This is a genomic window from Bradyrhizobium sp. HKCCYLS20291, assembly GCF_051167715.1.
In the GTDB taxonomy this organism is placed as follows: domain Bacteria; phylum Pseudomonadota; class Alphaproteobacteria; order Rhizobiales; family Xanthobacteraceae; genus Bradyrhizobium.
In genome coordinates, this window is the sequence record NZ_JBNPTO010000001.1 from 763,796 (window position 1) to 790,433 (window position 26,638).

Below are 26,638 nucleotides of genomic sequence, written 5' to 3' on the forward strand. Positions count from 1 at the left end.
GCGTGATGCTTCCCTGTCGTATTGGGAATCATTCTACCCGCCCCCCATCGCCGCGGACAGCCCTGCAGCTTCCCTGTCCCGCTGCAGCAAGCCGCCATCATCACTCCCCGGAATCCACGAATCTCCCGTAATTCAGCGGGTTTTGGTGCCAGAAGGGCCACAGGTCTCCCGGAATAGCCTTACCAAGATTTCATCTGTCGACGACCATTTTGGGCGGGGTGTGACGCGCGGAACGCGCTCTGAAACCGTTTGGCGGCTGCTCCGTAACTTGCGCGTGAACTTTGGGGGACAATCGATGAGAATTGCGGTGATCGGGACGGGTATCGCGGGCAATGCCGCGGCCTGGTCCCTGGCGAAGCGTTACCCGATCACCGTCTATGAGCGCGATGTCCGACCCGGTGGCCACAGCCACACCGTCACCATCGACTACGATGGCGCCCCGGTTGCGGTCGACATCGGCTTCATCGTCTACAACGTGCTGAATTACCCGGAATTGACGGCGCTGTTCGATCATCTCGGGGTCGAGACGGTCGAGAGCAGCATGAGCTTCGCCGTCACCGCAGACGCCGGCCGCTTCGAATGGAAGGGCGGCGGCAACAATTGGCTCGACACGGCCAAGGGGCTGTTCGCCCAGCCGAGCAACCTGCTATCGACATCCTATCTGTGGATGCTAAGGGACATTCTCACCTTCAACGAGCAGAGCACCGCCGATTTCAAGGCCGGCCGCCTCGAGGGGCTCACGCTTGGCGACTATTTCCGCCGTAACCATTTCGCCCCGCGTCTGCTGACCGACTACCTCGCGCCGATGGGCGCCGCGATCTGGTCGGCGCCGGCGTCGGAGATGCTGGACTTTCCGGCCGAGAACTTCGTCGCCTTCTTCAGCAACCACCGGTTGCTGCAATATGACCGTCCGATCTGGCGCACGGTGAAGGGCGGCAGCCAGCGCTATGTCGAGAAGCTGACCTCCAGCTTTCGCGACCAGGTCCGGCTCGGCAGCGCCGTCACCGGCATCCAGCGCACGGCCCACGGGGTGGTCGTCGAAGACAGCAGCGGCCATCGCGACACCTACGATCATGTCGTAATCGCCGCCCACAGCGACCAGGCGCTCGCCATGCTCACCGACGCCGATGAAAACGAGCGCAGCGTGCTCGGCGCGATCAAGTACTCGCCCAACACGATCTATCTGCACCGCGACAGCCGGTTGATGCCGAAGAGGCGCCGCGCCTGGGCATCGTGGAATTTCCTGCGCTGGCAGCGCGAGGGCGTTCCGATGAACGACGTCGCGGTGACCTACTGGATGAACAACCTGCAGGGTATCGATCATGACAAGCCGGTGTTCGTCAGCCTCAACCCGCCTTTCGCTCCGGCTCCCGAGTTGACCTTCGGCAAGTATGTCTGTGAACATCCGCAATACACAGCTGCCGCCTTTGCGGCGCAGAAGCGTCTGGCGACGATTCAGGGGCAGCGCCACACCTGGTTCTGCGGGGCCTGGACAGGCTATGGTTTCCATGAGGACGGCTTGCGCTCGGGTCTCGCCGTCGCAGAGGCGCTCGGCGCCAGCGTACCATGGCGTGGGCTTCCGACCGAACTCGCCGAGGCGGCGGAATAGGCACGAGATGGACATGACACTTCACCAGCGGAGCGAGGATGGCCGAGACGCCGCGGCGACGCTCTATGTGGGCGAGGTCATGCACGCCCGCATGCGACCGGCCACGCACCGCTTCCAGTATCGGGTGATGAGCCTGCTGGTGGATGTCGGTCGGCTGAAGGAGGCCGACCGGCAGTCGGCATTGTTCGGAATCAACCGCCGCGCGCTCTACAGCTTTCACGAGCGCGATCACGGCCGGCGCGACGGCTCGTCCCTGCTCGCCTACGCAAGAGATTGTGCGGCCGAGCATGGCATCGATCTCGACGGTGGCCGCGTGCTCCTGCTGTGCTATCCGCGGCTGCTGGGCTACGTGTTCAATCCCCTCTCGGTGTATTTCTGCTACCGCAGCGACGGCGCCCTGGCGCTGATGATCTACGAGGTCCGCAATACGTTCGGCGAGATCAATGCCTACGTGCTGCCGGTCAAGCCGAACGAGATGTCCGCGGCCGGGTTGCGCCAGTCCCAGGACAAGACCTTCTACGTGTCGCCCTTCATCGACATGGCGATGCGCTATCATTTCCGGGTGACGCCCCCGGGCGACAATGTGAAGTTGCGGATTCTCGAAACGTCGGCCGACGGTCCGCTGCTCGCTGCCACGTTCTTCGGCTGCCGGCGGTCGCTGACGTCACGGTCACTGCTTGCCGCCTTCCTCTCCCTCCCGCTCGTGACCCTGAAGATCTTCGCTGCCATCCACTGGGAGGCGCTACGGTTGTGGGCCAAGGGCGTCCGCCTCGTCCCGCGCGGCGAAATCGCCGCAAGTGCTGGAACCATTACCGGCTTGGCGAGAAACGACAGTCACGCTTATATATCTCGGCGCTGACCTGGAAACGGGCAGCGCGCTCTGCTCCACCTCCGGCCCCGGACAGGCGCCTCAGCGGCTGCTGCAAAGGGAGAGGTGGACGCGGGGTAGTTGCGTAAATGGACCTGCCATGCCGGACGTCATCACCATCACCCCCGACAACATCAACAAGGTGCTTGCCGATCTGCCTCGCCTGCCCCGCCTCGCGCTGGGCTTCGGCTCGCGCCTGAGGAAGGGCACGCTCGACGTCACCCTGCCCGACGGCCGGGTCGTCCGTCTCGGCGGCGTCGAGCCCGGGCCTGCGGCGGCGATGATCCTGGCTAACTACGGCTTCGCCGCGGGCATCATCAACGGCGGCGACATCGGCATTGCGGAGGCCTATCTCAACGGTGACTGGGACACGCCCGACCTGACGCAATTTCTCTACCTGTTCTGCGTCAACCAGCATCTGCTGCAATCGATGCTTGAGGACAAGCCGCTGATCCGGTTTGCCCAGCTGGTGCGGCACTGGTTCAACCGCAACACCAAGCGGCAGGCGAAGCGAAACATCTACGCCCATTACGACATCGGCAACGCGTTCTACTCGCGATGGCTCGATCCCAGCATGACCTATTCCTCGGCGCTGTTCGAGGAGCACACCACCGACCTCACCGCGGCGCAGACCAACAAGTACAAGCGGCTCGCCGAGGCGATCGATCTGAAGCCCGGCCAGACGCTGCTCGAGATCGGCTGCGGCTGGGGCGGATTTGCCGAATATGCCGCCAAGACGTTCGGCACCAAGGTCGTGGGCCTGACGATCAGCGAGCAGCAGCGCGAGTTCGCGCAGCGCCGCATATTTGAGGCGGGGCTCGCCGACAAGGTGGAGATCCGGCTGCAGGATTACCGCGACGAACGCGATCGCTACGATCGCATCGCCTCGATCGAGATGATCGAGGCGGTCGGCGAGCAGTTCTGGCCGAGATATTTTTCGCAGCTGCGAGACCGGCTGCGGCCCGGCGGGCTGGCGGGCGTCCAGGCGATTACCATCCAGGACAGCCTGTTCCAGCACTATCGCCGCGAGGTCGATTTCATCCAGCGCTACGTTTTTCCGGGTGGAATGCTGCCGACGCCGCAGATCCTCAAGTCGTTCGGCGAGCGCTTTGGCATGCCCGTCATTCGCGAGCGCATCTTCGGGCAAGATTATGCCAAGACGCTCGCGATCTGGCGAAGCAATTTCCGCAGCGCCTGGCCGGACCTGACGCCTGCGGGATTCGACGAGCGCTTCCGCCGGCTGTGGGAATACTATCTGTCGTACTGCGAAGCCGGTTTCCTGTCGGGGAACATCGACGTCAGACAAGTCGTTTTCGCCAAATCAGGCGCCTGACACCGGCCGCTTACGCAGCACTGGAGACTAGGCTAGGGTCTTCCTAGATCTGGTCTCAGGAAAGCTGCCCAAGGTATTTGCGACATGTCCATAAGAAACGACGTCATCGAGGCGATCGGCAACACGCCCCTGATCAAGCTGAAGCGCGCCTCGGAAGCGACGGGCTGCACGATTCTCGGCAAGGCCGAATTCATGAATCCCGGCCAGTCGGTCAAGGACCGCGCCGGCAAGTGGATGATCCTCGAGGCCGAGAAACGCGGCGAGCTCAGGCCGGGCGGATTGGTGGTGGAATCGACCGCCGGCAACACCGGCATCGGGCTGGCCGTCGTCGCGAATGCGCGCGGCTATCGCACCTTGATCGTGATCCCGGAAACGCAGAGCCAGGAAAAGAAGGACATGCTGCGGCTGTGCGGCGCCGACCTGGTGGAAGTCCCCGCGCTGCCGTTCAACAACCCCAACAACTACCAGCATGTCGGCCGCCGGCTCGCAGACGAACTGCGCAAGACCGAGCCGAATGGCGTGCTGTTCGCCGACCAGTGGAACAACCTCGACAATGCCAAGGCGCATTATGAGTCGACTGGGCCCGAGATCTGGGAGCAGACCGGCGGCAAGGTCGACGGGTTCATCTGCGCCATGGGCACCGGCGGCACGCTGTCCGGCACCAGCCGCTATCTCAAGGAGAAGAACCCGGGCATCGTCACCGCCTGCGCCGACCCGCACGGCTTTGCGATGTACAACTGGTTCAAGAACGGCGAAGTCAAATCCACGCCCGGCGATTCCATCACAGAGGGCATCGGCATCGGTCGTGTCACCCCGGTGATCGAGACCGCAAAGGTCGACACGGCGTTCCTGGTGTCGGACGAAGACGCCGTCAACACCATCTATGATCTGCTGCAGCACGAGGGCCTCTGCCTTGGCGGCTCGACCGGCGTCAACGTCGCCGGCGCGATGCAACTCGCGAAGCAGCTGGGTCCAGGCCACACCATCGTGACCATCCTGTGCGACTCCGGCAACCGCTATCAGTCGAAGCTGTACAACCCCGACTTCATGCGTTCGAAGAACCTGCCGGTGCCGGCCTGGCTCGAGCGCCGCAGCGAGATCAAGCCGCCGTTTGTCTAGACGCTCCGTCTAGACGGATGATTCGATCGGACCCGAGGTCCCACGCGCTGGCCCAGCGATCGAGTGGCGCAGGCGTGGGGCGCCAGGGCGCCACACGCGAGTGCCTGCATGCAACCGGATACCGCAGGACACGACAAACACCTCGCGATGCCGCGTCGCATTGCGCACCGCGGTACATTGGTTAGCAAGTTATTTAGCCTGCCCCGTTATGACTGCTCAAATCACGCATAACGGATATAGCCATGAAGAACTTTTTGACCGGCCGCTCGGGACGTGATCCAGCGAGTGAGTTGTGGCGGGCCGCCTGGGAGCATGGCTGCGACGCCATCATGGTGTTCGTGGATCACAAGCTGGTCGATTGCAACCCGGCCGCCGTGGCGCTCGCCGGCTTCAAGACCAAGCAGCAGATGCTCGCCGCGCCGCCGCAGAGCCTGATTCCGGAGTTTCAGCCGGACGGGCGGCGCTCGATGGAGGTCGCGCGCGAATACGGCATGCTGGCGATGAAGCAGGGCCATTCCAGCTTCGAATGGCTGTCGCTGCGCGGCGATGGCAAGACCATCCCCGTGATGATGACGCTGGTCCCGGTCATGATCGAGGGCAAGCCGGCCTTGCTGAGCTACCGCCGTGACATCTCCGATCTCGTCGCCGCGCGCGAGGAGAAGAAGCGCGTGCTGTCGCAACTCGCCAGCGGCTTCGAGCAGACCGTCGGCGCCATCGCCGGTTCGGTCTCGGCCGCGTCGAAGGACATGCAGGCGACGGCGGCGTCGCTGACCCATACCGCCGAAGAGGCTACGCAGCGCGTCGTCGCGGTCGCCAACGCATCGCAATCCGCCTCCGCCAACGTGCAGTCAGTTGCGGGGGCGACCGAGGAGCTGTCGAGCTCGGTCTCGGAGATCAACCGTCAGGTCATGACCTCGTCGTCGATCGCCGCCGAAGCCGTCGAGGCATCCGCGCGCACCAACACGCTGGTCAACAGCCTGGCGGACGCGGCCGCCAAGATCGGCGCGGTAACCGACATGATCAACGCGATCGCGAGCCAGACCAACCTGCTGGCGCTGAACGCCACGATCGAGGCCGCGCGCGCCGGCGATGCCGGGCGCGGCTTTGCTGTCGTCGCCTCCGAGGTCAAGAGCCTGTCGAGCCAGACGGCGAAAGCCACCGAGGAGATCTCGGCCCATATCAGCGCGATGCAGCGCGCAACCGGGGACACCGTGGCCGCGATCCAGGGCATCGGCGGCACCATCGGCCAGATCAGCGAGATCGCCAAGTCTATCGCGCTCGCGGTTGAGCAACAGGGTCTCGCCACCCAGGAAATCGCCCGCTCGGTCGGCCAGGCCGCCAGCGGTACCACGGAGGTGGCCAGCAACATCAATGCGGTCAGCGGGACAATCGATCGCACTGGAAGCGCCGCCAAGGCGATGCTCAACGCCGCCGGCCAGCTCTCCAGCCAGGCGGACGAACTGCGCGACAAGGTCAGCGGCTTCCTGTCGGCGGTCCAGGCCGCATGAGGCGACCGCCGCCGCCGAGGCGGCGGGTGGTCTCGCTCAGTGCCTGAGGATCTGGCTCAGGAACAGCTTGCTGCGCGCATGCTGCGGATTGGCGAAGAACTCGTCCGGCGTGTTGGACTCGATGATCTGGCCGGCGTCCATGAACACGACGCGGTTGGCGACCTCGCGGGCGAAGCCCATCTCGTGGGTCACGACCAGCATGGTCATGCCTTCCTTGGCGAGGTCGACCATGGTGTCGAGCACCTCCTTGACCATTTCCGGGTCGAGCGCCGAGGTCGGCTCGTCGAACAGCATGACCTTCGGGTTCATCGTCAGCGCGCGAGCGATCGCCACGCGCTGCTGCTGACCACCGGACATCTGCCCGGGATATTTGTGCGCCTGGTGCGGGATCTTGACCCGCTCCAGGAACTTCATCGCGGTGGCCTCGGCTTCCTTCTGCGGAACGTTGCGTACCCAGATCGGCGCCAGCGTGCAGTTCTCCAGCACGGTCAAATGCGGAAACAGGTTGAAGCTCTGGAACACCATGCCGACCTCGCGGCGCACCTCGTCGACGCGCTTGAGGTTCGGACCGAGATCGATGCCGTCGACGTTGATCTCACCCTCCTGGAACTCCTCGAGCGCGTTGATGCAGCGGATCAGGGTCGATTTGCCGGAGCCAGACGGTCCACAGATGACGATGCGCTCGCCCTTGGCGACGGACAGGTTGACGTCGCGCAGGACGTGGAATTCACCGTACCATTTGTTCAGCGCGGCAATGCTGACGATCGAATTTGCGGTCATGGATCTCTCGATGATCTCTGGCTCAATTGCGCCGGTGCGCGTTCAGGCGGCGCTCGACCAGCAGGGAGTAGCGTGACATGCCGAAGCAGAAGGCGAAGTAGATCAATCCGGTGAAGGCGAAGCCGGTGAAGGCGGTGGTCGGCGTCGCCCAGACCGGGTCGGCGAACGAGGCCTTGAGGCTGCCGAGCAGGTCGAACAGCGCGACGATCGATACCAGCGAGGTGTCCTTGAACAGCGAGATGAAGCTGTTGACGATACCGGGAATGACGTGGCGGAGCGCCTGCGGCAGCACGATGAAGCTCGTGGTCTTCCACCAGGACAGGCCAAGCGCGCTCGCCGCCTCCGCCTGGCCGCGCGGAATCGCCTGCAGGCCGCCGCGGATCACCTCGGCCATGTAGGCGCCGGAGAAGAGCGCGACGCCGATCAGCGCCCGCACCAGGCCGTCGACACGCACATTGCCGGGAAGGAACAGCGGCAGCATGTAGGTCGCGAAGAACAGCACCGTGATCAGCGGCACGCCGCGCACCAGCTCGATGAAGGCGATCGAGAAGATGCGGATCAGCGGAATCGTCGAGCGCCGGCCGAGTGCCAGCGCGATGCCGATCGGCATCGAGGCGACGATGCCGATCACCGACACGACCAGGGTGATGAGCAGGCCGCCCCACAGCCGGGTGTCGACGATCGGAAGGCCGTTGCGGTCGAGCCCCATGATCGCAATGACGATGGCGATGCCGACGAAGGTGGCGGCCGTCGCGATCACGCTGCGCATCGCCCTGCTCCCGCCGCCGAGCACGAACACCAGCGCGGTCACGACGATCGCCGTGAGCGCGAGATCGTTCCACACCGGCTGGTGGGACTGCTGCAGCTCGTTGCGGATCCAGACCAGCGGCCAGATGATCAGCGACGCGAGCGTTCCGATCAGCACGACCAGCTTGCCGAGCAGCCACAACAGCAGGCCGAGCACCGGGAGATTGTCACCGGCGCGGACCAGCGCGTTGCCCGCCGTATCGACGCTCTCCACGAACAGCTGCAAAGCGCCCGTCGTCCAGCTCACGCCGAAGCCCGACAGCCCGCCGCCATAGAGCAGGAAGAATGCGACCACCGGCAGCGCGAAGAAAAACAGACCGGCGTTCAGGCCCTTGGCTGGTACACGCTGGATCAGCAGCGGCACCAGCAGCACGACCGCCAGCAGATAGGTCAGGTTGACCCGCCAACGATCGGCCTCTGGGTAGAAGCCGTACATGAACTGACTGAACTTCGCGGTGATGTAAGGCCAGCAGGCCCCGACCGCATGACCGGCATTCTGCGCCAGGCACGCTTCGCGATCCTTACCGACCCAGACGGCGTCGACCAGCAGGAACTGCAAGGCCGGGATCACCGTGAACCAGATCAGCAAGGCGCTCACCAAGGTGAGCAGGATGTTGGTCGGCGAATTCAAGAGCCGGGTGCGGACGAAGCCGACGAAGCCCGTGGTCTTGATCGGCGCCGGACGCTCCCCGGCCATGTCCTGGCGAATGAAGCTCGAAGCGGTGATGTCGGTCATGCGCCCAATCTCTTGCCAAGTCGCCAGCTGTAGAAGCTCATCGCAGCGCTCGTGATCAGCGACATCGCGAGATAGACGCCCATGGTGATGCCGATGATCTCGATCGCCTGGCCGGTCTGGCTCATCGTGGTGCCGGCAAACACCGACACCAGGTCGGGATAGCCGATGGCGACCGCCAGCGACGAGTTCTTGGTCAGGTTCAGATACTGGTTGGTCAGCGGCGGCATGATCACGCGCAGCGCCTGCGGCACGACGATCAGGCGCAGGACGGTGCCGCGGCTCAGTCCGAGCGACAGGCCCGCCTCCATCTGGCCCTTGTGGACCGACAGAATGCCTGCGCGGACGACCTCGGCGATGAACGAGGCCGTGTACATGGTCAGCGCCAAGGTCAGCGCGACGAGCTCAGGGATGATGCGGGAGCCGCCGGCGAAGTTGAAGCCCTTCAGCACGGGAACTTCGAACGCAACGGGCGCGCCGAACACGATGATCGCAATGAACGGCAATCCGATCAGCATGCCCAGCACGTAAGGCCAGATCCGCATCGCGTGACCGCGCACGAACAGCTCGCGGCGCGCGTAGGAGCGCAGGCCGAGCGAGGCGATGATCGCGACACCGAGCGCGGCCAGGAACGGCATCAGTCCGGGCTCTTCGATCGGGCTGGGAACGATGAAGCCGCGGTTGTTGAGGAAGAACATCGAGAACAGCGAAATGCTCTGGCGCGGTCCAGGCAGCGCCGCGAGCACCGCGAGGTACCAGAACAGGATCTGGAACAAGAGCGGCAGGTTGCGGATCAGCTCGACATAGGCGCCGGAGACGCGCGAGAGCAACGCGTTCGGCGACAGCCGGCCGAGCGCGACCATGAAGCCCAGAATCGTCGCCAGAAAGATGCCGATCACCGACACCAGCAGCGTATTCAGGATGCCGACCAGCAGCACGCGGCTGTAGCTGTCGGAGCCGCTATAGCTGATCAGCGTCTGGTTGACGTCGAAAGCGGCCGTATTGTTCAGAAACCCGAAGCCCGTCGTGATGCGCTGGGCGGCGAGGTTGGTGCGGGCGTTGGCTACGATCTCGTAGCCAACCCAGACCAGGACTGCGACGAACAGGATCTGCAGGATGATGCCGTTCCATCCTGCCTTGCCCCCGAGCATGCGCTTCAGACGAAGCCCATATTGCGGAGGCGGTAACCTCGCTTCGATGCTCATTCGCCGCAGCCCCGATATCGTACAGCGATCAGCGGATCGGCGGTGCGTACTGCAGGCCGCCCTTGTTCCAGAGCTGATTCAGACCGCGTGCGATCTGCAGCTTGGAGCCGGCGCCGACGTTACGTTCGTACATCTCGCCGTAATTGCCGACCGCCTTGACGATCCGCGAGAACCAGTCCTTGGTCAGACCGAGTTGCTCGCCGAGATTGCCGTCGGTGCCGAAGGCGCGCTTGAAATCCGGCTTGTCAGACTTGGCCATCTCGTCGACGTTCGCCTGGGTGACGCCCATTTCCTCGGCCGTGACCAGCCCGAAAAGCGTCCACTTCACGACGTCGAACCACTGGTCGTCGCCGTGGCGCACCATCGGGCCGAGCGGCTCCTTCGAGATCACCTCGGGGAGCACGACGTGATCGGCCGGATTGGCGAGCTTGAGGCGCTCGGCATAAAGGCCCGAGACGTCGGTGGTGAACACGTCGCAACGGCCTGACTCGTAGGCCTTGATGGTCTCGTCGGCGCCGGCGAACGCGATGACCTCGTACTTCATCTTGTTCGCCTTGAAGTAGTCGGCGAGGTTCTGCTCGGTCGTGGTGCCGGTCTGCACGCAGACCGAGGCGCTGTTCAGCTCGAGCGCTGAATTCACCTTCAAGGCCTTCTTCACCATGAAGCCCTGGCCGTCATAATAGGTGATGCCGGCGAAGTTGGCGCCGAGCGAGGTGTCGCGCGACAGGGTCCAGGTCGTGTTGCGGGACAGCACGTCGATTTCACCGGATTGCAGCGCGGTGAAGCGGTCCTTGGCGGACAGCGGGACGTACTTCACCTTGGTCGGATCGTTGAAGATCGCAGCGGCAATGGCGCGGCAGACGTCGACGTCGAGCCCGGTCCAGTTGCCCTTGTCGTCCGGGTTCGAGAAACCGGGCAGGCCCTGACTGACGCCGCAGGCAACCATGCCGCGATCCTTGACGGTCTTGAGCGTTTCGGCCTGGGCGCCGACGCTCGCCATGACCGGGGCGAGAGCAAGAGTGAGAGCCAGAGTGACGCGTTTCATAAATACAGCCTTTCGCAGTCGTCCTTGGGGAGCGATGAAATCTCAGCGCGTCGATGGGCCCGACCTGAATCCGCCTTTGCAAACGCCATACCAACAATATGGCGCGCCCATGCACGGCAGAGCCATGCAGGACTGATGGAGCGGAAATCGCGGCAAGCCCCTCAACGTGCAGCGATCGAATTGCGCCGGCATCACAGAACGACTGGCGGTCCGGGTCAAGGGGTTGACGGCCCTGTTCTGCATTCTGTTATTAACGATCGCCCGTGCCCGAATTTCGCGATTCCGGCAGCCTCACACGAAAGCAGACACGCGAATGGCCTCGAACAACGACCCCGCTGCGGCGGTGCGACAAAATGTCGGAACACGGCTGGTCACGGCGGGCAGGGATACGAAGGCGCAGCACGGATTCGTGAATCCCCCAGTCGTTCACGGTTCGACCGTCCTCTACCCCACGGCCGACGATCTGCACGCGCACCGCGGCGAATTCCAGTACGGCCGCCATGGGACACCCACCACGAAGGCGCTGCAGCAGGTGCTGATGGCGCTGGAGGGACCGCAATGCGCCGGCGTCGGCATTGCGCCGTCCGGCCTCGGGGCGATCTCGACGACCCTGCTGTCGGTGCTCAAGGCGGGGGACCACGTGCTGGTCTGCGACAGCATCTATCGTCCGACCCGCAATTTCTGCAACGGCATGCTGGCGCGCTACGGCGTCGAGACGACCTATTTCGACCCGCTGATCGGCATAGGAATTGAGCAATTGCTCAAGCCCAATACACGCGCGGTGGTTGTCGAGGCGCCCGGCTCGCAGTCGTTCGAGATGCCGGACATCCCGGCCATCGCCGCCGTCGCACACGCCCATGGCGCGCTGGTCATCGACGACAACACCTGGGCCACGCCGCTGTACCACCGTTCGCTCGAACAGGGCGTCGACATCAGCATGCAGGCGGCCACCAAATATATCGGCGGCCATTCCGACATCATGTTCGGCACGATTTCGGCGAACGAGAAAGCCTGGCCGCTGATTGCCGAGGGCATCCGCCTGCTCGGCGTTTGCGCCGGCCCGGACGACGTGTTCCTCGCTCTGCGCGGCGTGCGCACGCTCGGGGTGCGGCTGGCGCAGCACCACCGCTCTGGCCTGGAGATGGCGCGCTGGCTCGCTGCGCGTCCCGAAGTGATCGAGGTGCTGCATCCCGCCCTGGAGAGCCATCCGGGGCATGCGATCTGGAAACGCGACTTCACTGGCGCCTCGGGCCTGTTCAGCATCGTGCTGCAGCCCAAGCCACAGGCCGCCGTCGACGCCATGCTCGATACGCTGACGCTGTTTGGCATGGGCTATTCCTGGGGCGGCTTCGAAAGCCTCGCGATCCCGTTCGACTGCACCAGCTACCGCAGTGCCACGAAATGGGCGCCGGGCGGCCCGACGTTGCGCCTGCACATCGGCCTGGAGGATGTCGAGGATCTCAAGGCGGATCTCGACCGCGGCTTCGCCGCCTTCAACGCGGCCTGATCACGCCCGCCGACGTCAAACGGGACGCCCCGCGATCAGGCAGGCGGGGCTGACAAAATAGCGTTGATCCGCTGCCGATTGGGCGTAGCCTCGGCATTGACGGAAGCGGATACGAACGGAAATCATGGTTCTTCTCGATCTGATGGGCGGTGTGGCGTTGCTGCTGTGGGGCCTCCACATGGTCCACAGCGGCATTCTGCGCGCCTTCGGTCCGGATCTCCGCCTGCTGCTGTCGCGGGCGCTGCGCAATCGCTTCAGCGCGCTGGCTGCGGGCCTTGGTCTCACCGCTTTGCTGCAGAGCAGCACCGCGACCGCCCTCATCACCACCTCGTTCGCGCCCGAAGGCCTGGTCGGTCTGATCCCGGCGCTCGCGATCATGCTCGGCGCCAATATCGGCACGACGCTGATCGTCCAGGTGCTGTCGTTCAATGTCGCGGCGGTGGCGCCGGTGCTGTTCATCCTGGGGCTGGTTGCGTTCCGCAGCGGGCCGCGCTCGCGCATCAAGGACATCGGCCGGGTGTCGATCGGCCTCGGCCTGATGCTGCTGTCGCTGCACATCCTGATCGACACGCTCGCGCCCGCCGAGCAGGCGCCGGCGATGCGCGTGTTCATGCAGGCAATCACCGCCGACGTCACGCTGTGCATCATCTTCGGCGCAGCCGTCACCTGGATCGTCCACTCCAGCGTCGCCAGCGTGCTGCTGGTGATGTCGCTCGCCTACGCACATTTCATCACGCCTGATGCGGCGCTGGCGCTGGTGCTCGGTGCCAATCTCGGCAGCGCGGTCAATCCTGTGTTCGAGGGCGCCCGCCGCGACAATCCGGCGAGCTATCGCCTGCCCGTCGGCAATCTCCTCAACCGAATCATCGGCGTCGCGCTGATCGCGCCGTTCCTGCATCCGCTCGCGGAGCAGTTGCAGCTGTGGCAGCCCGATTTGTCGAAGCTGACCGCGCAGTTCCACATGGCATTCAATCTCGGCACGGCGGTGATCTTCATCGGCCTGCTCGGCGGCATGGAAAAGCTGCTGGTCAGGCTGTTCCCGGACCGTCCGGCCGAGGTCGATCCGGCCAAGCCGCGCTATCTCGACGAGACGGCGCTCGAGACGCCATCGCTCGCGCTCGCCGACGCCGCGCGCGAGGCACTGCGGATGGGCGATCTGGTCGAGACCATGCTGCGCAACGTCATGACGGCGATGATGACCAACGACCGTGGCCTGGTCGACCAGGTCTCGCGCACCGACAACATCGTCGACCGGCTCGACGAAGCGATCAAGCTCTACATCACCAAGCTGACGCGCGGCAGCCTCGACGAGCGCGAGGGCAAGCGCGCGATGGAGATCATCTCCTTCGCGATCAACCTTGAGCATATCGGCGACATCATCGACAAGAACCTGAGCGAGCTCGCGACCAAGAAGATCAAGCGCCGTTTCCAGTTCTCGATCGAAGGCGCCGACGAACTGCAGGCGTTCCACCGCCAGATCATGGAAGCGCTGCGCATCGCCTTTGGCATCTTCATGTCGGGCAACGCGCAGCAGGCGCACCAGCTGCTGGACCAGAAGAGCGAGCTGCGCAACGCCGAGCTCGCGGCCACCGAACGGCATCTCGAGCGTTTGCGCGAGGGCCGATCTGAGACGCTCGAAACCACCTCACTGCATCTCGACGTGCTGCGCGATCTCCGGCGCATCCACTCGCACATCTGCTCGGTCGCCTATCCGGTGCTGGACGCGGCGGGAGAAGTGGCGACCCGCCGGAATGAACTGGCGGACAGCACTGCGCCGATCGCCCTGCCCTCGTCCTCAGCTCAGCCGCTGCCGCGCTGAAGGCCCCGGCGCGCTATAGATTATTTTGCTCCGTCATGGCCGGCTTGTCCCGGCCATCCACGTCTAGCAACGAGGAAGGACGTGGATGCCCGGGCCTTCGCCGCGCCGAAGCGGCTTCGGCCGCGCAGGCGGGACAAGCCCGGGCATGACGGCGTGGAGAGAGTTGCACCCAACCGATGTCAGAGACTGGTGCGGACCTGCGGCCAATCACATCCAGCAAGTCGTCACCGCCCCCTCAATTGCTCAGCGTCTGCGATTCCCGCTGGCGGTTCTTGAAGATCAGCATGACGTTGCGGACGTAGATGATGTTCGAGAGCAGCTGGCCGAAGATGATGACCGGCTCGCGCTTCACCAAGCCATAGACCAGCGTCATCAGCCCGCCGCCGATCGAGAAGAACCAGAACGCGAGCGGCACGACGCTCTTGCCGGCGCGTTCGCTCGCGATCCACTGCACCAGGAAGCGCGCGGCGAAAGCGAGCTGGGCGGCGAGGCCGAACACCAGCCAGAAATCGAACTTGGCGATGAAGATGTCGTAGAGATAGTTGCTGAACGCCTGCCCGAATTGAATCAGCATCATGTCACCTCGATCGCGACCGGCGTCGGCTTCTTGCGGCGGATCAGCCACCACACGCCGGCGAGATCCATGATTCCGATCCACAGCCGGTCGAAGAAGCCGTAGTTCGACACGCCCGAATGCCGCGGACGATCGATCACGTCGATATAGGCGATGTCGTAGCCCTCGCGCCGCACCAGCGCGGGCAGGAAGCGGTGCAGACCATCGAAATACGGCATCATCAGGAACACGTCGCGGCGGACGGCCTTCAGGCCGCAGCCGGTGTCGCGCGTGCCGTCATGAAGGACGGCGTTGCGGATCTTGTTGGCGATCCGCGACTGCAGCTTCTTGAAGCCGGTGTCCTTGCGACCGACACGCTGGCCGGCGACGAGGCCGACACCAGCGCCGCCCTTCTCGAGCGCGCCGATGAGGTCGGGAAGAAAGGCTGGATTGTTCTGCCCGTCGCCGTCGAGCGTTGCGACCATCGCGCCATGCGCGGCGCGGATGCCGCTGCGGACGGCGGCGGATTGCCCGCTCGACTTCTCGTGGCGCAGGACGCGCAGGTTCGGCCGGCGCGCCATCTCCTCGGCAAGGCGTTGCGCGGTGTCGTCGGTCGAGCCGTCATTGACGTAGATGATCTCGTAGGGCCAGCGACCATCGAGCGCGGCCGCGATCTCGGTGATCAGCGGCGTGATGTTGCCGGACTCGTTGCGCACGGGAACGACGATGGAGACGGCAACGGGGGTTTCGGTCGACAAGATGGGGACTCGTGATGACGTGATCGGACCGGTTCCTGCCCCGGGCGCTGCGGCGGAGGCTTATTATGGGGCTTGGGCCCCGCTCGCAACCCCCTAGCGCGGTACGATTCGACCGTCCTTCGACAGTCGAAAGCCGAGCCGCCGTGCTGCGAACCAGTAGCGGACCAGCATGGCGCAGGCGAGGCCGACGACGGCGCCAGCGACCACATCGCTCGGATGGTGAGCCAGCAGCACCAGCCGGCTGAGCGCGATGATGGCGGCATAGATGACCATCGGAATCCGCAGCCGCGGCCAGACCGCTGAAATCGCGAAGGCCAGTGCGACCGCCGTCACCGCGTGCGCCGAGGGCATGCTGAAATAGGCCGGCGTGCCGTTGAACGGCTCGAAGTTGAAGGCGTTCGCCTTGCCGCCGACGAAGGGCCGGCCGCGACCGATGATGTATTTCAGCACCTGAGCGGCGAGCAATGAGGTCAGCAACGCGAAGAACAAGTACTGGACATGGGTGGCGAAGTTGAGCAGGCGGCTGCGCGTCGCTTCGGGCCACAGCGGCACGATCAGGATCGTCGCGACGACGGCGACCGCCAGCAGACCCAGGACATATTCATCCTTCCCGAAATCGGTGATCATGCGCCAAGGCCACAGGCTCGGCGTGCCGCGCGCGGGCATCAAGCCGATCTCATAGGCGTCGAAGGCGAGCATCAGCACCACGATCGCGCCGACGCCGATGCCGCCAAGCAGCAGCAGCTGACGCGACAGGCGCTGCCAGGCGGCGGCGTCAGGCGCCGACTGCGGCCGGCGCACCAGGCGGCCGAGCGAGAATTTGCCGACCAGCGCGAGCTGCGAAACATACGACGATGACGAGGGTGTTTCGGCCGGCATCTACTCGGTGCCTTCCGAACGGTAGATCGCGATCGAGACTGCGCGGCCCTGCGAGATGTTGTAGCCGTCGATGCGATTGGCGACGTTGTAGCGCAGCCCGATCGCCTCGGCGCGTTGCACGAAGGCGCGCTCGGTGCGCTGCTCGACCAGGGCGAAGCGGCAGGTGCCCTGGCTGAGGAAGTCGGCCGCGCCGGAGCCATCGGTCAATTGCGTCGAGGTTCCGGTCATGAACACGAGGCTCGGCTCGTGGAAACCGGCCGCGGCCGCCTTGGGCCCGACGCAGACCACGTTGCGCAGGGCGCGTGCGATCTCGGCGCTCGGGAACAGCGGCGTCAGCGCCGGCAGCACAGTGCCGTAGACCACGAACGCAAGGAACATCGCCGCCACGCCGGCATTCAGCAGCGAGCGCTCGGCGCGGCTGTCGTCATACAGCCACCATGCGAACAGGCCGAAGATCAGCGAGGCCGCCACGAACGGCCAGGCCAGGAACACCGGCTGGTGCGTGACGATGATGGCGCCGATCACGGCCACCACCGAGGTGATCGCGGGAATCGCGAACCACCACGCCGCGCCACGGCGCAGCCAGGAGCGCGACAGCACGCGCCGCTCGAGCGCGCCGACGGTCAGGATCGCGATCGCAGGATAGAGCGGGAGCACGTAATGCGGCAGCTTGGTCAGCGCGGCCTCGAACACGATCCAGGACGGCACCAGCCACGCCAGCAGGAATTGCGCGCCCGGTTCGCGGCGCGCGCGCCACACGGCGGGCGCGGCCATGATCGCCAGCGGCGCCCCGGGCCAGAACGTAATGAAGAACAGCAGCAGATAGAGGCCGGGCGGAGCCCCATGCGACTCCTGGGCCGAGATCTTGGCGAGCATGTCGCCACCCACGGAGTCCGCGAAGAAGGCGTCGCCGGAGCGCAGGAAGATCAGCACGAACCAGGGCAGCACCAGCACCAGCATCCACATCAGGCCCCACACGGGGCGCAGACGCCACAGCCAGCTCGCGCCGCGATCCATGATCGCGAGCGAAACGATCGCCAACCCGACCGGCATCAGGATCAGCGGGCCCTTGACCAGGATGCTGACGGCGATCGCAGTCCAGAAGATTGCCGGCGGTCCCCACGGCGGACGCTCCGGATCGTCGCCGCGCTGCCAGGACAGATAGATACGCGCCAGCGCGCCCATCGCGGCGACCACCGTGAACAGCAGCATCGCATCGGTCTTGGCGAGCCGCGCCTCGACGCCGAGCAGCACCGAGCAGCACATCAGCAGCGCCGCGAACACCGCGCCGCGCCGCGTCACGAAGGCTAGCGCCGTCCAGTAGGTCAGAAGCACCGCACCGATGGCGCCGACCAGCGAGGGGATTCGATAGACCCAGATGCGCAGCTGCGCCCGCGGCAGGCCGATCGCCGAGGCGGTCTCGACCGCAGCGGATTGCAACCAGTAGATGCCGGCCGGTTTCTTGTAGCGCACGTCGTCCTGGAAGCGGATGTCGACGTAATCGCCGCTCTCGACCATCTGCTTGGTGGCTTGCGCAAAGCGTGCCTCGTCGCGGTCGATGGGCGGGATCGTGAAGAAGCCGGGCAGAAACAACAGCAGGCCGCAGACGAGCAGGAACGCGATCGCCCTGGTGTGGCTCACGGTGACGGCATCGATCATCCGCACCAGCCGACTGCCCGGATTCACCAGGTTCTTCGGCTCGCGCGGCTCTCCAAAACGGGGGCGGGCATAGGTCTCGACCATGGGGTTCCGAATACGCTGAAACCGCCATGCCGACAACCGCTTAGCGAACGGTCACTGGATTCTGACCACAACTGTGTCCGCAGCGCCCGTGGCGTCGATCACGGTCAGGCGTGCAAAGCCCGGCCCGGGCGGATCGATCAGGCGCTGGCGCCGGCTGTCGATCTCGCCGACCGGCAGGCCGTTGACCAGCATCGTCAGCGGCAGCACGCCGCCGGACACTTTCACCGGCATCACCGACGCCTCTTGCCCGGCGGAGCGGTCGACATCGATGCGCGAGCCGTTCAGCGGGAACTGGATGTGTGGCGCCTGCTCCGCGCCGGTGCGCACAAGCTCGCCGATCGGGCGGAACCGGCGCAGCGGCAACGGCAACTTTGAATTGTTGGCGACCAGCGCCCCCTTGGGCGGTTTGGGCAACGCCGCAGGCAGCTTGCCGCTGCGGGCGAAGGCGTCGAACAGGATCGGCGCCGCTGACACGCGGCCGATCAGGCCGGGCACCGGCGCTCCATCGGGGCGACCGACCCAAACGCCGATCGTGATCCGGCCGTCGAAGCCGACCGACCAGGCGTCGCGATAGCCGTAGCTGGTGCCGGTCTTGAACGCGATCCGGTTCCGCGCCGCGTTTTCCGGCGGCGGCGTTCCCAACAGCACGTTGCCGACCTGCCAGGCGGCCGCAGGGTCCATCAGCCGCATCGGCTCGCGTGGGTCGGTCTCGTCGGCCGTGATGATCTCGCGCAGCGGCTTGGTGGTGCCGAGCCGCGGGAACCCTGCATAGAGCTGGGCGAGGTCCTGCAGGGTCACGCCGACACCGCCGAGGCCCATGGCGAGGCCCGGCGCTTCGTCCTTCGGCAGCACCAGATTGCCGCCCGCCTGCTTCAGCCGCGACGACAGCCGGCTGGCGCCGACGCGGTCGAGCAGCACGATCGCCGGCACGTTCAGCGACAGCTGCAGCGCCTTGCGCACGGGTACCGTGCCCTGGAACGTCATGTCGAAATTCTCCGGCGCGTAGGAGCCGAAGCGCACCGGGCGATCCTCGATCAGGCTCTCCGGATGCACGAAGCCATCCTCGAAGGCGAGGCCGTAGATGAATGGCTTGAGCGTCGAGCCGGGCGAGCGCACCGCGCGCGTCATGTCGACCTGCCCTGCCCGCCGCTGGTCGAAATAGTCCGCCGAGCCGACATGGGCGAGCACGTCGCCGCTGTCATTGTCGACCACGATGATGCCGACCGAGACGTTCGGTCCCAGCGCCACGGCGCGGTCGCGCGCCAATGGCTCCAGCACCTTCTGCAGCGAGGCATCCAGCGTCAGCCGGATGATCGGCTGATCTTTCACGACAGCGGTTGCCTGGTCGGCCGCATGCGGCGCCAGGATCGGCATCGGGTTGCGGAACGCCGGCACGGCTTGCGCCTTCGCCTGCGCGGCGTCCTCGGCGGAGATCACGTTTTCCGAGACCATGCGGTCGAGCACACGATCGCGGCCGCGCCGCGCGGCCTCCGGATGGCGGTCGAGCCTTCGCGTCTCCGGCGACTGCGGCAGCGCCACCAGCAGCGCGGCTTCCGCCAGCGACAGCCGCTTCGGCTCCTTGCCGAAATAAGCGATCGAGGCGGCGCGGATGCCTTCGAGATTGCCGCCATAAGGCGCGAGCGTGAGATAGAGATCGAGGATCTCGTCCTTACTCATCTCATGGTCGAGCTCGAGCGCGCGGACGATCTGCCTGAGCTTGGCGTGCAGCGAGCGCTGCCGCCTGGGCTCGAGCAGCCGCGCCAGCTGCATCGTGATGGTCGAGCCACCGGAGACGATGTGGCCGTGCGATCCCAGCTGGATCGCCGCGCGCGCCAGGGCGCGGGGATCGACGCCGTGATGCTCGAAGAAGCGCTGGTCCTCATAGGCCAGCAGCAGTTTCAGATAGGTCGGATCGACGTCCTTCTTCGCACTGACCGGCAGCCGCCAGCGCCCGTCGGCCATCGCGTAGGCGCGGAGGAGCTTGCCATGGCGGTCGACCACGGTGGTGGAGACGGCTTTCGCGTCTTGCAGGGGAAGTGGGCCGAGAGAGATGGCGTAGGCGGTGAGGGCGAGCACGAACGACACGACCAGCGCAGCCGCAATCGTGAGCAGCCGTTTGACGCCCCGCCCCCTCCTCCCGTCATGGCCGGGCTTGTCCCGGCCATCCACGTCGTTCGGCGCGCGCGGAGCCAGCGTGGATGCCCGGGTCAAGCCCGGGCATGACGGAGTGTGTGGCTCCGTCTGGCCATCCAACTCATCACCGCTCGTTCCACCTTCGCTCATTTCGCCGCGCGGACCTCCACGGAGCCCGTCCCGGTCCGACCATAGCGCGAGGGATTGTACATGTCCTCGACATAGGCCTGCGGCAGCACGTATTTGCCGGGCGACACCACGCGCACGACATAGGCGACGGTGAACACCGCCTTGGAGTCGGCAGCACGGTCGAGAGCGGCGGTGAAGCGGTCGTCGCGGAACTCGGTGTTGACCGGTTCCTGGCCGTCCTCGATCCAATCCAGCGTACCGCTGTCACCCGACGACACCAGGCGCGGATTGTCGATCTCGAGCCCGGCCGGCAGATAGTCCGACACCATGATGTGCCCATATTCCGGCTTGGCCTCGGTCACCTTCAGCACCACGGCGAAGCGGTCGTTCTGCTTCACCGTCTTGATGTCGGCAGGCTTGCCGTCGAGCGTGTAGTAGCCGCGCTCGATCTTGAAGCCGTTCGACGCCGCCGGCTCCGGCGTCAGCGGCGAGCCGGACACCGAGACCACCGCCTGCACCGGTGCGTCGCCGGTGTTGGTGATCTTCAGCGGTTGGCCTGACAGCTCCGCGGCCTTGTAGCTGCGGTACAGCGCCTGCTTCACCGCCTGGCCGTTGACATCGAGCACCAGCGTCTCCTTGGCGAGCGCGCGCGCCGCCAGCACCATCCACGCATTCTCCTGCGTCGAGGTGTACGGCGTCAGCCCGCGCGCGGCCTCGACGCGGGCCACTGCCTGCGTCAGCGTCGCACGCGGCGCATTGCCCTCGCCCGCCAGCGACACCAGCGCCGCCGCATCGCGCAGGTCCGAGCCGTAGTCGGTGCGGCCGAACACCAGCACCGGCTTTGGCGCGAGGCTGTCGGCTGCGGCGCCATAGACCCGCTCGGCACGGGCGCGGTCGCCGACCAGCGCCAGCGCCGCTGCGAGCTGCGCCTTGGCGATCGGCGTTGCGAGATTGCCGAGCTTGGTGTCGGCGAGATAACGCAGGTCGCCGATCGGCGCCGCACCATTGCGCGCCAGCACGTAGAGGCCATAAGCGAGATCGCGGCCTCCCGACTTCTCCGGCTCCTCGGCATTGACCACCGAGTTCCTGACACGGTCGAGCGCGGTCTTGAACAGCACGTCCGGCACCGCAAAGCCCTTTTCGCGGGCGCGCGTGAGGAAGTCCGTCACATAGGCGTCGAGCCAGGGATCGTCGCCGCCGGCCGACCACAGCCCGAACGAACCGTTCGAGCCCTGCCGCGCCAGCAGGCGATCGATGGAGTCGCGGATGCGCTGGTCGACCTCGGTGTCCATCGCGAGATGGGCGCCGGCCGCGAGCTCGTTGACATAGAGCAGCGGCATCGCGCGGCTGGTGATCTGTTCGGAGCAGCCATGCGGATAGCGGTCGAGTGCCTTGAGGATCGTCGCCGCGTCGAGCGCGGTCGACAGTCCCGCCGACAGCGACACCGTGCCGGTGCCCGCCACGAGATCAGAGAACATGTCCGAGGTCAGCGTCAGGCTCTCGCCCTTCGCCAAGGTCCTGATCGAGCGCCGCGCCAGCACCTGCGTCGCTGGCTTGACGTCGAGCTGATAGTGCCTGTTCAGGCTCAGCCCGTTCGGTCCCTTGATCTCGACGTCGAGCTGCGCCGTGCCGGTGCCCGAGGCATCCAGCGGCAAGGTCGACGACGCCCGCTGCTTGGCCGCGAGCTTCAAGGTCACATTGGCATTGCCGGAGACCTTGACCGGCCCGCCCGCCTTGACGCTGACGACGTAATCGCCCGCCGCGCCCTCGACGTTGTCGACGTCGAACGACAGCGTGCCGCGGTCACCTGAAAGCAGGAAGCGCGGCAAGGTCGCCGTCAGCACCACGGGATCGCGCACGGTCACGTCGACATTGGCACGGCCGACCTTGGTCGCGCTCCACGCCACCGCCATCACGCGCGCGGTGCCTGCGAACTCCGGAATGTCGAAGCTGACCTCGGCGGTGCCGTCGGGCCCGACGGTGACGATGCCCGAATACAGCGCCAGCGGCTTCTGCGTCGGCGGCGAGCCCTGCAGCTCGGCGCCGCCGGAGTCACCGCCGGAGCGGATCTGGCCGCGCGTGCCCTGCATGCCGTCGATCAGCTGGCCATAGAGATCGCGGATCTCGGCCGAGAGCTGGCGCTGGCCGAGATAATAATCGTCCGGCGCCGGCGGCTTGTAGTTGGTGAGGTTGAGGATGCCGACATCGACCGCCGCGATCACGATCTTAGCGTCCTCGCCAGGATTGAGCCCGCCGACCTTGACCGGGATCTTCAGCGCCGAGCCCGGCCGCACCAATGCGGGCGGTGTCAGCGCGACATTCAACGTGCGTGCTGATTTGTCGATGCCGAACCAGGCCAGCCCAAGCGCGCGGCCCGGCATGCGCTGCGCGGCCGCATCGAGCGGACGGCGCAAGGTCGTCACGACATAGGCGCCCGTACCCCAGTCCTTGCCGACCGCGAGCTTGACCTGGTTGGTGCCTTCCTTGACCTCGGTGGTCTGCGTCGTCAGCAGCCGGTCGCCGAGCACGTTGACCGTGAGCTTGCCGGCGGTGCGCGCATTGACGGTCACCACCATGGTGTCGCCCGACTGGTATTGCGGCTTGTCGAGCGAGGTCTCCAGCAGGTCCGGCGTATCGGCGCTGCCATCGGTGTACCAGCCGACGTCGAACTGCAGCGACGTCACCGGGCCATCCGCATCCGCCGACTTGACGTCGAGGCGATAGCGCCCGGCCTCCGGCTGGAAGCTCAGCCGCGCCGGCTTGTTGGCGGCAATGGTGACATCGCCGTCGCCGACGCGCTTGGTGGACTTCACCGGCTCGTATTCCCAATACGAGTTCTGCCGGTACCACTGATAGCGCGACTCGATCTTCAAGAGCTCATAGCGCAGCCCGTTGCGCGCCAGGGTCTTACCATCAGGCGAGACGAACACGATGTCGAACTCGGCCTTGTCGCCCTCGCCGACGCTCTTGCCGGTGAACGACGGCTTGATGCCGATCTGCGCCGCCTTCGGCGCGACCGGCAGCACGAGCTTGCGCTCGACGGCGCGGCCGCCGGTCTCGGCCAGGCGCACATAGATCTGCGCCTCCTGCGGCCGGCTCGAAGACGGCGGCTTGGCGAGGCTCACGGGGAACGTCGCAGCGCCCTTGGCGTCGGTCTCCGGCATGCCCTCGATCGGCGTACGCTCGTTGGAGGCACTCTCCTCGTCGGCGACGCCGAACTGATAGCCGGGAAAACCCGGCCGCTCGGCGGCGGTGGTGACCAGCAGGTCGCCCTCGAGCTGCAGGCCGGAGGCCGGCGCGCCATAGAGGAAATGGCCGTCGACCTTCACTTCCACTGGAGCCTCAGCCTTGATCTGCTTGTCCTTGGACGAAAGGTCGAATTCCAGCCGCTCGGGGATGTAGTCCTCGACCATGAAGGTGGTCTCGCCGACCGCCGCGCCCTTCGGATCGGTGAAGGCGCGCACGCGATAGGTGCCGGTCGGCACCGCCGAGTTCAGCGCCACGCTGAACGAGCGGCCGCCGGCGCCCTGGTCGGGCAGCACGGCGCGGCGGAACTCGACGCCGTCGGGACGCTCGACGACCAGCGTCAGCGGCGTGCCGGTCATGGCGTTGCCCTTGCCGTCGCGCAGCAGCGCGGTGAGGTAGACGGTCTCGCTGGAGCGGTAGACGCCGCGCTCGGAATACACGAACGCATCCGGCCCCGTGGGGGCCTCGCGCCCGGCGACGCCGCGATCCGAGAGGTCGAACGCCGACGTCTTCAGGCTGAGAAAGGCATAGTCGGCCTTGTCGCCCGACACCGTCAGCATTGCCGGCGACAGCCCGCCCTCGCCGCGGGCCAGCCCCGCCTCGAACAGCACATGGCCGGCCTCGTCGGTCTTGCGCGTCGCCAGGATCTCGTTGTTGCGGGCGACCAGCCGCACTTCGGCGCGCGCCACCGGATCGGTCGAGGCGAGCGAGTTGACGAACACGTGGATGCCGTCATTGCCGGAGAACGCGGCGACGCCGAGATCGGAGACGATGAACCATTGCGTGGCGAGCTGGCCGCCGCTGTCATCGTCATTGCCACTCGCCGGGCCCTTCGGCGCGGCCGTCATCACATAGACGCCCGGCTGCATGTCGCTGAGCGCCTGGTCGACCGGGAACGCCGTCGTGACGTCCTGGTTCAGCGTCATCTGAGTGGAGAGCTCGCCGTTCCACACCTTCATGCCGCGCTCGTTGCCGAGATCGCTGAGCTGGTAGCTCGACAGCGGCCGCTGGAAATCGCTGTCGATGACGGTGTTGATCAGGTTGCGGTCGCCGATCCGGAACACCTTGATGTTGACCGCGGGCGTGTTGACGCTGACCAGCGGAATGCCCTTCTGCCCGGTGCGCGGCAGCACATAGGCCTTGCCGGTGAAGCGCACGAACGGCTTGCGGTCGCGGACATAGATGTTGAACTCGGCCGATTTCGGCAGGCTCTCCTTGACGCCCGACGGAAGGCCAGCGCGCAGATTGATGTTGTAGCGCTCGCCGTGCTTGAGGCCCTCGACGCAGAGCTGCTTGTCCTCCGAGGTCAGCGCCGGCTTGTCATTGCCAGCCTGCGCCACGAACGGCGAGAAGTCGGTGCGCTTGGCGAGATCCTCGGAGAACTGGAAGCAGGCGCGCGGGCTCGCCGAGTCGGAATCCACGGTGTAGTCGAGCAGCTTGAAGCCGTGCTCGTCGCGCATCCGCTCGTATTGTCCACGGACATCGGCGACCTCGCGCAGCTCCAGCGACATCCTGAGCGTATCCAGCGCCGGCCGCCACAGCTTGCGCTCGGCCATGGTCTTGCCGAGCAGCGCCAGCGCGTCGGCCTCCTCGCCGGCATTGCCGGCGCGCTGATAGGCGATGTAGGCCGCGGTCGAGGCGCGCTCCAGGAGGAAGGTCTGCTCCGAGGCATTGAACGGCCGGATCTGGGTGAGCACGGTGCGCGCCAGCCGCAGCCAGTTGCCGGAATCCTCCGGCGCCGCTGTCGCAATCTGCCCGAGGATCTGCAGTCCGGTGCGCAGATCGTTGCGCCGGAGCGCGGCATCGGCATCGGTGCGGAGCGTCGCGACCGGTTTGTTGACCGCCCCCGCCTCGCTCTTGATCTGCGCCTCCAGCTTGATCGCGGCATCCGCCAGATCGTCGCGCTTGAACGCCTTGTCGGCGGCGAGAGCGGCAGACCCGCCGGAGACGAGGCCGAGCGCCATGATGGCGCAGACGGCGACGGCGCGAACCAGACCGATCATGGGACAGCTCCTTGGACGGCGATGGGGGCGGATCGTCGGGACAGCCCGAACGATGCCCGTGTTTGGCCGATTCGTGGCGAGAATGGACGCGAAATGGTGACGGGTTGATGGCACAGGTTGCAGGCGCCATGGCGGCCGTCCGCCGCCGCGGTGATCGTCGGGCGCACAGGACCGGAAAATCTGTTCATCAACGGCAATTCACAGCACATGGCATACCGGCAAAGGCCGCGGCACCCCGTCGGGGGCCGGTGGCCACGCGGACGAGGCGACCAGACCCCTCCCCCGCCTCCGCTTGGTCGCCGCCACCCCGTTCCCGGTTCGCTCACTCTTGGCGAAACCAGAGATTTTTCATATGACCCGTGCTATGGAAGCCGCGTCGCCGGGCCCCGCCCGCCGGCGCGTATCGCGTGAACCGCCCCTCGCGGCCGTTCACCTTGCGACGACGGTCCCATAGCTCAACTGGATAGAGTAGCGGATTTCTACTCCGCGGGTTGCAGGTTCGAGTCCTGCTGGGATCGCCAGCGTCTTAAAGTCACTGTATCCGGACCGAATGCCAACCTCACTTGAGGTGGGAACGCCTTCCAGACCCTAGCCCTAGCGGCTCCACTTTAGGCAGCGGCACTGGAATCAACAAGCCATGACCTTGCTTACCCGCCGCCGAAATCTGCTAGCTAGCCCCCAGCTGCAGCTGGGACGTCTACTTCGGTGATATCAAGGCTGGGACGATCACGGGAAGCACGGAGGCGCTTTCTCGACCTCGGGTCTGACGATGGTTTTGCGGATTCTACCCTGGAAGCCATCCCGGCGAGCAGAAGGTCGGCACGGCCAAGTCGTTCGAGAAAACTCGAGCCGCATTTCAGG

17 protein-coding genes and 1 tRNA gene are annotated in these 26,638 nt (G+C 65.8%); 8 read left to right on the forward strand and 10 right to left on the reverse strand.

The genetic code is table 11. The features are described from left to right. Positions 1-295 precede the first annotated feature (295 nt). From ACQR07_RS03580 to ACQR07_RS03600, 5 genes are all read left to right on the forward strand, one after another. Complete coding sequence (locus ACQR07_RS03580) at positions 296-1,609, forward strand: NAD(P)/FAD-dependent oxidoreductase (protein ID WP_434900952.1); 1,314 nt, start codon at positions 296-298, stop codon at positions 1,607-1,609. Positions 1,610-1,622: 13 nt separating this feature from the next. Further along, the gene (locus ACQR07_RS03585; protein ID WP_434900953.1) at positions 1,623-2,468 is read left to right on the forward strand and encodes a DUF1365 domain-containing protein; all 846 of its coding nucleotides are present in this window, start codon (positions 1,623-1,625) and stop codon (positions 2,466-2,468) included. Positions 2,469-2,577: 109 nt separating this feature from the next. Then, positions 2,578-3,810, forward strand: coding sequence for a class I SAM-dependent methyltransferase (locus tag ACQR07_RS03590; protein ID WP_434900954.1), 1,233 nt, complete (start codon positions 2,578-2,580; stop codon positions 3,808-3,810). 84 nt (positions 3,811-3,894) lie between these two features. Next, positions 3,895-4,929, forward strand: coding sequence for a cysteine synthase A (locus ACQR07_RS03595; protein WP_434900955.1), 1,035 nt, complete (start codon positions 3,895-3,897; stop codon positions 4,927-4,929). Positions 4,930-5,171: 242 nt separating this feature from the next. Then, the gene (locus ACQR07_RS03600; protein ID WP_434900956.1) at positions 5,172-6,437 is read left to right on the forward strand and encodes a methyl-accepting chemotaxis protein; all 1,266 of its coding nucleotides are present in this window, start codon (positions 5,172-5,174) and stop codon (positions 6,435-6,437) included. A gap of 36 nt (positions 6,438-6,473) precedes the next feature. On the opposite strand, the gene ACQR07_RS03605 is transcribed toward ACQR07_RS03600, so the two are convergent. From ACQR07_RS03605 to ACQR07_RS03620, 4 genes are read right to left on the reverse strand one after another with little or no spacing between them, the layout of a single operon-like run. Continuing rightward, on the reverse strand, positions 6,474-7,217 hold the full coding sequence (locus ACQR07_RS03605) for an amino acid ABC transporter ATP-binding protein (RefSeq protein WP_434900957.1): 744 nt from the start codon (positions 7,215-7,217) through the stop codon (positions 6,474-6,476). Between the two features lie 22 nt (positions 7,218-7,239). Continuing rightward, positions 7,240-8,760 carry an amino acid ABC transporter permease gene (locus tag ACQR07_RS03610; RefSeq protein ID WP_434900958.1) on the reverse strand — a complete coding sequence of 507 codons (1,521 nt, stop codon included), beginning with the start codon at positions 8,758-8,760 and terminating at the stop codon, positions 7,240-7,242. Continuing rightward, positions 8,757-9,962 carry an amino acid ABC transporter permease gene (locus tag ACQR07_RS03615; protein ID WP_434900959.1) on the reverse strand — a complete coding sequence of 402 codons (1,206 nt, stop codon included), beginning with the start codon at positions 9,960-9,962 and terminating at the stop codon, positions 8,757-8,759. The genes ACQR07_RS03610 and ACQR07_RS03615 overlap by 4 nt, the downstream gene beginning before the upstream one ends. Positions 9,963-9,990: 28 nt before the next feature. Beyond that, on the reverse strand, positions 9,991-11,007 hold the full coding sequence (locus ACQR07_RS03620) for an amino acid ABC transporter substrate-binding protein (RefSeq protein WP_434900960.1): 1,017 nt from the start codon (positions 11,005-11,007) through the stop codon (positions 9,991-9,993). Positions 11,008-11,320: 313 nt separating this feature from the next. Here ACQR07_RS03620 and metC point away from each other — a divergent pair, with 313 nt between their 5' ends. Then, positions 11,321-12,514, forward strand: a complete 1,194-nt coding sequence (gene metC / locus ACQR07_RS03625) for a cystathionine beta-lyase (protein ID WP_434901059.1) — start codon at positions 11,321-11,323, stop codon at positions 12,512-12,514. 124 nt (positions 12,515-12,638) lie between these two features. Beyond that, complete coding sequence (locus tag ACQR07_RS03630; RefSeq protein ID WP_434900961.1) at positions 12,639-14,333, forward strand: Na/Pi cotransporter family protein; 1,695 nt, start codon at positions 12,639-12,641, stop codon at positions 14,331-14,333. Between the two features lie 235 nt (positions 14,334-14,568). Here ACQR07_RS03630 and ACQR07_RS03635 read toward each other — a convergent pair whose 3' ends face one another. From ACQR07_RS03635 to ACQR07_RS03660, 6 genes are all read right to left on the reverse strand, one after another. Next, a complete protein-coding gene (locus tag ACQR07_RS03635; RefSeq protein ID WP_434835449.1) occupies positions 14,569-14,907 on the reverse strand; it encodes a lipid-A-disaccharide synthase N-terminal domain-containing protein in 339 nt (112 codons plus the stop codon). Beyond that, a complete protein-coding gene (locus tag ACQR07_RS03640; protein ID WP_434900962.1) occupies positions 14,907-15,644 on the reverse strand; it encodes a glycosyltransferase family 2 protein in 738 nt (245 codons plus the stop codon). Before ACQR07_RS03640 ends, ACQR07_RS03635 begins: the two co-directional genes overlap by 1 nt. Before the next feature lie 93 nt (positions 15,645-15,737). Next, positions 15,738-16,523 carry a phosphatase PAP2 family protein gene (locus ACQR07_RS03645; protein WP_434900963.1) on the reverse strand — a complete coding sequence of 262 codons (786 nt, stop codon included), beginning with the start codon at positions 16,521-16,523 and terminating at the stop codon, positions 15,738-15,740. Further along, complete coding sequence (locus ACQR07_RS03650; RefSeq protein ID WP_434900964.1) at positions 16,524-18,266, reverse strand: ArnT family glycosyltransferase; 1,743 nt, start codon at positions 18,264-18,266, stop codon at positions 16,524-16,526. A gap of 51 nt (positions 18,267-18,317) precedes the next feature. Continuing rightward, positions 18,318-20,549, reverse strand: a complete 2,232-nt coding sequence (gene pbpC / locus ACQR07_RS03655) for a penicillin-binding protein 1C (protein WP_434900965.1) — start codon at positions 20,547-20,549, stop codon at positions 18,318-18,320. Further along, entirely contained in the window at positions 20,546-25,777 is a 5,232-nt protein-coding gene (locus ACQR07_RS03660) for an alpha-2-macroglobulin family protein (RefSeq protein WP_434900966.1), read from the reverse strand. The genes pbpC and ACQR07_RS03660 overlap by 4 nt, the downstream gene beginning before the upstream one ends. Before the next feature lie 444 nt (positions 25,778-26,221). Between ACQR07_RS03660 and ACQR07_RS03665 the strand changes: the two genes are divergently transcribed. After that, a tRNA-Arg gene (locus ACQR07_RS03665) sits at positions 26,222-26,298 on the forward strand. The last annotated feature ends 340 nt before the right edge of the window (positions 26,299-26,638 follow it).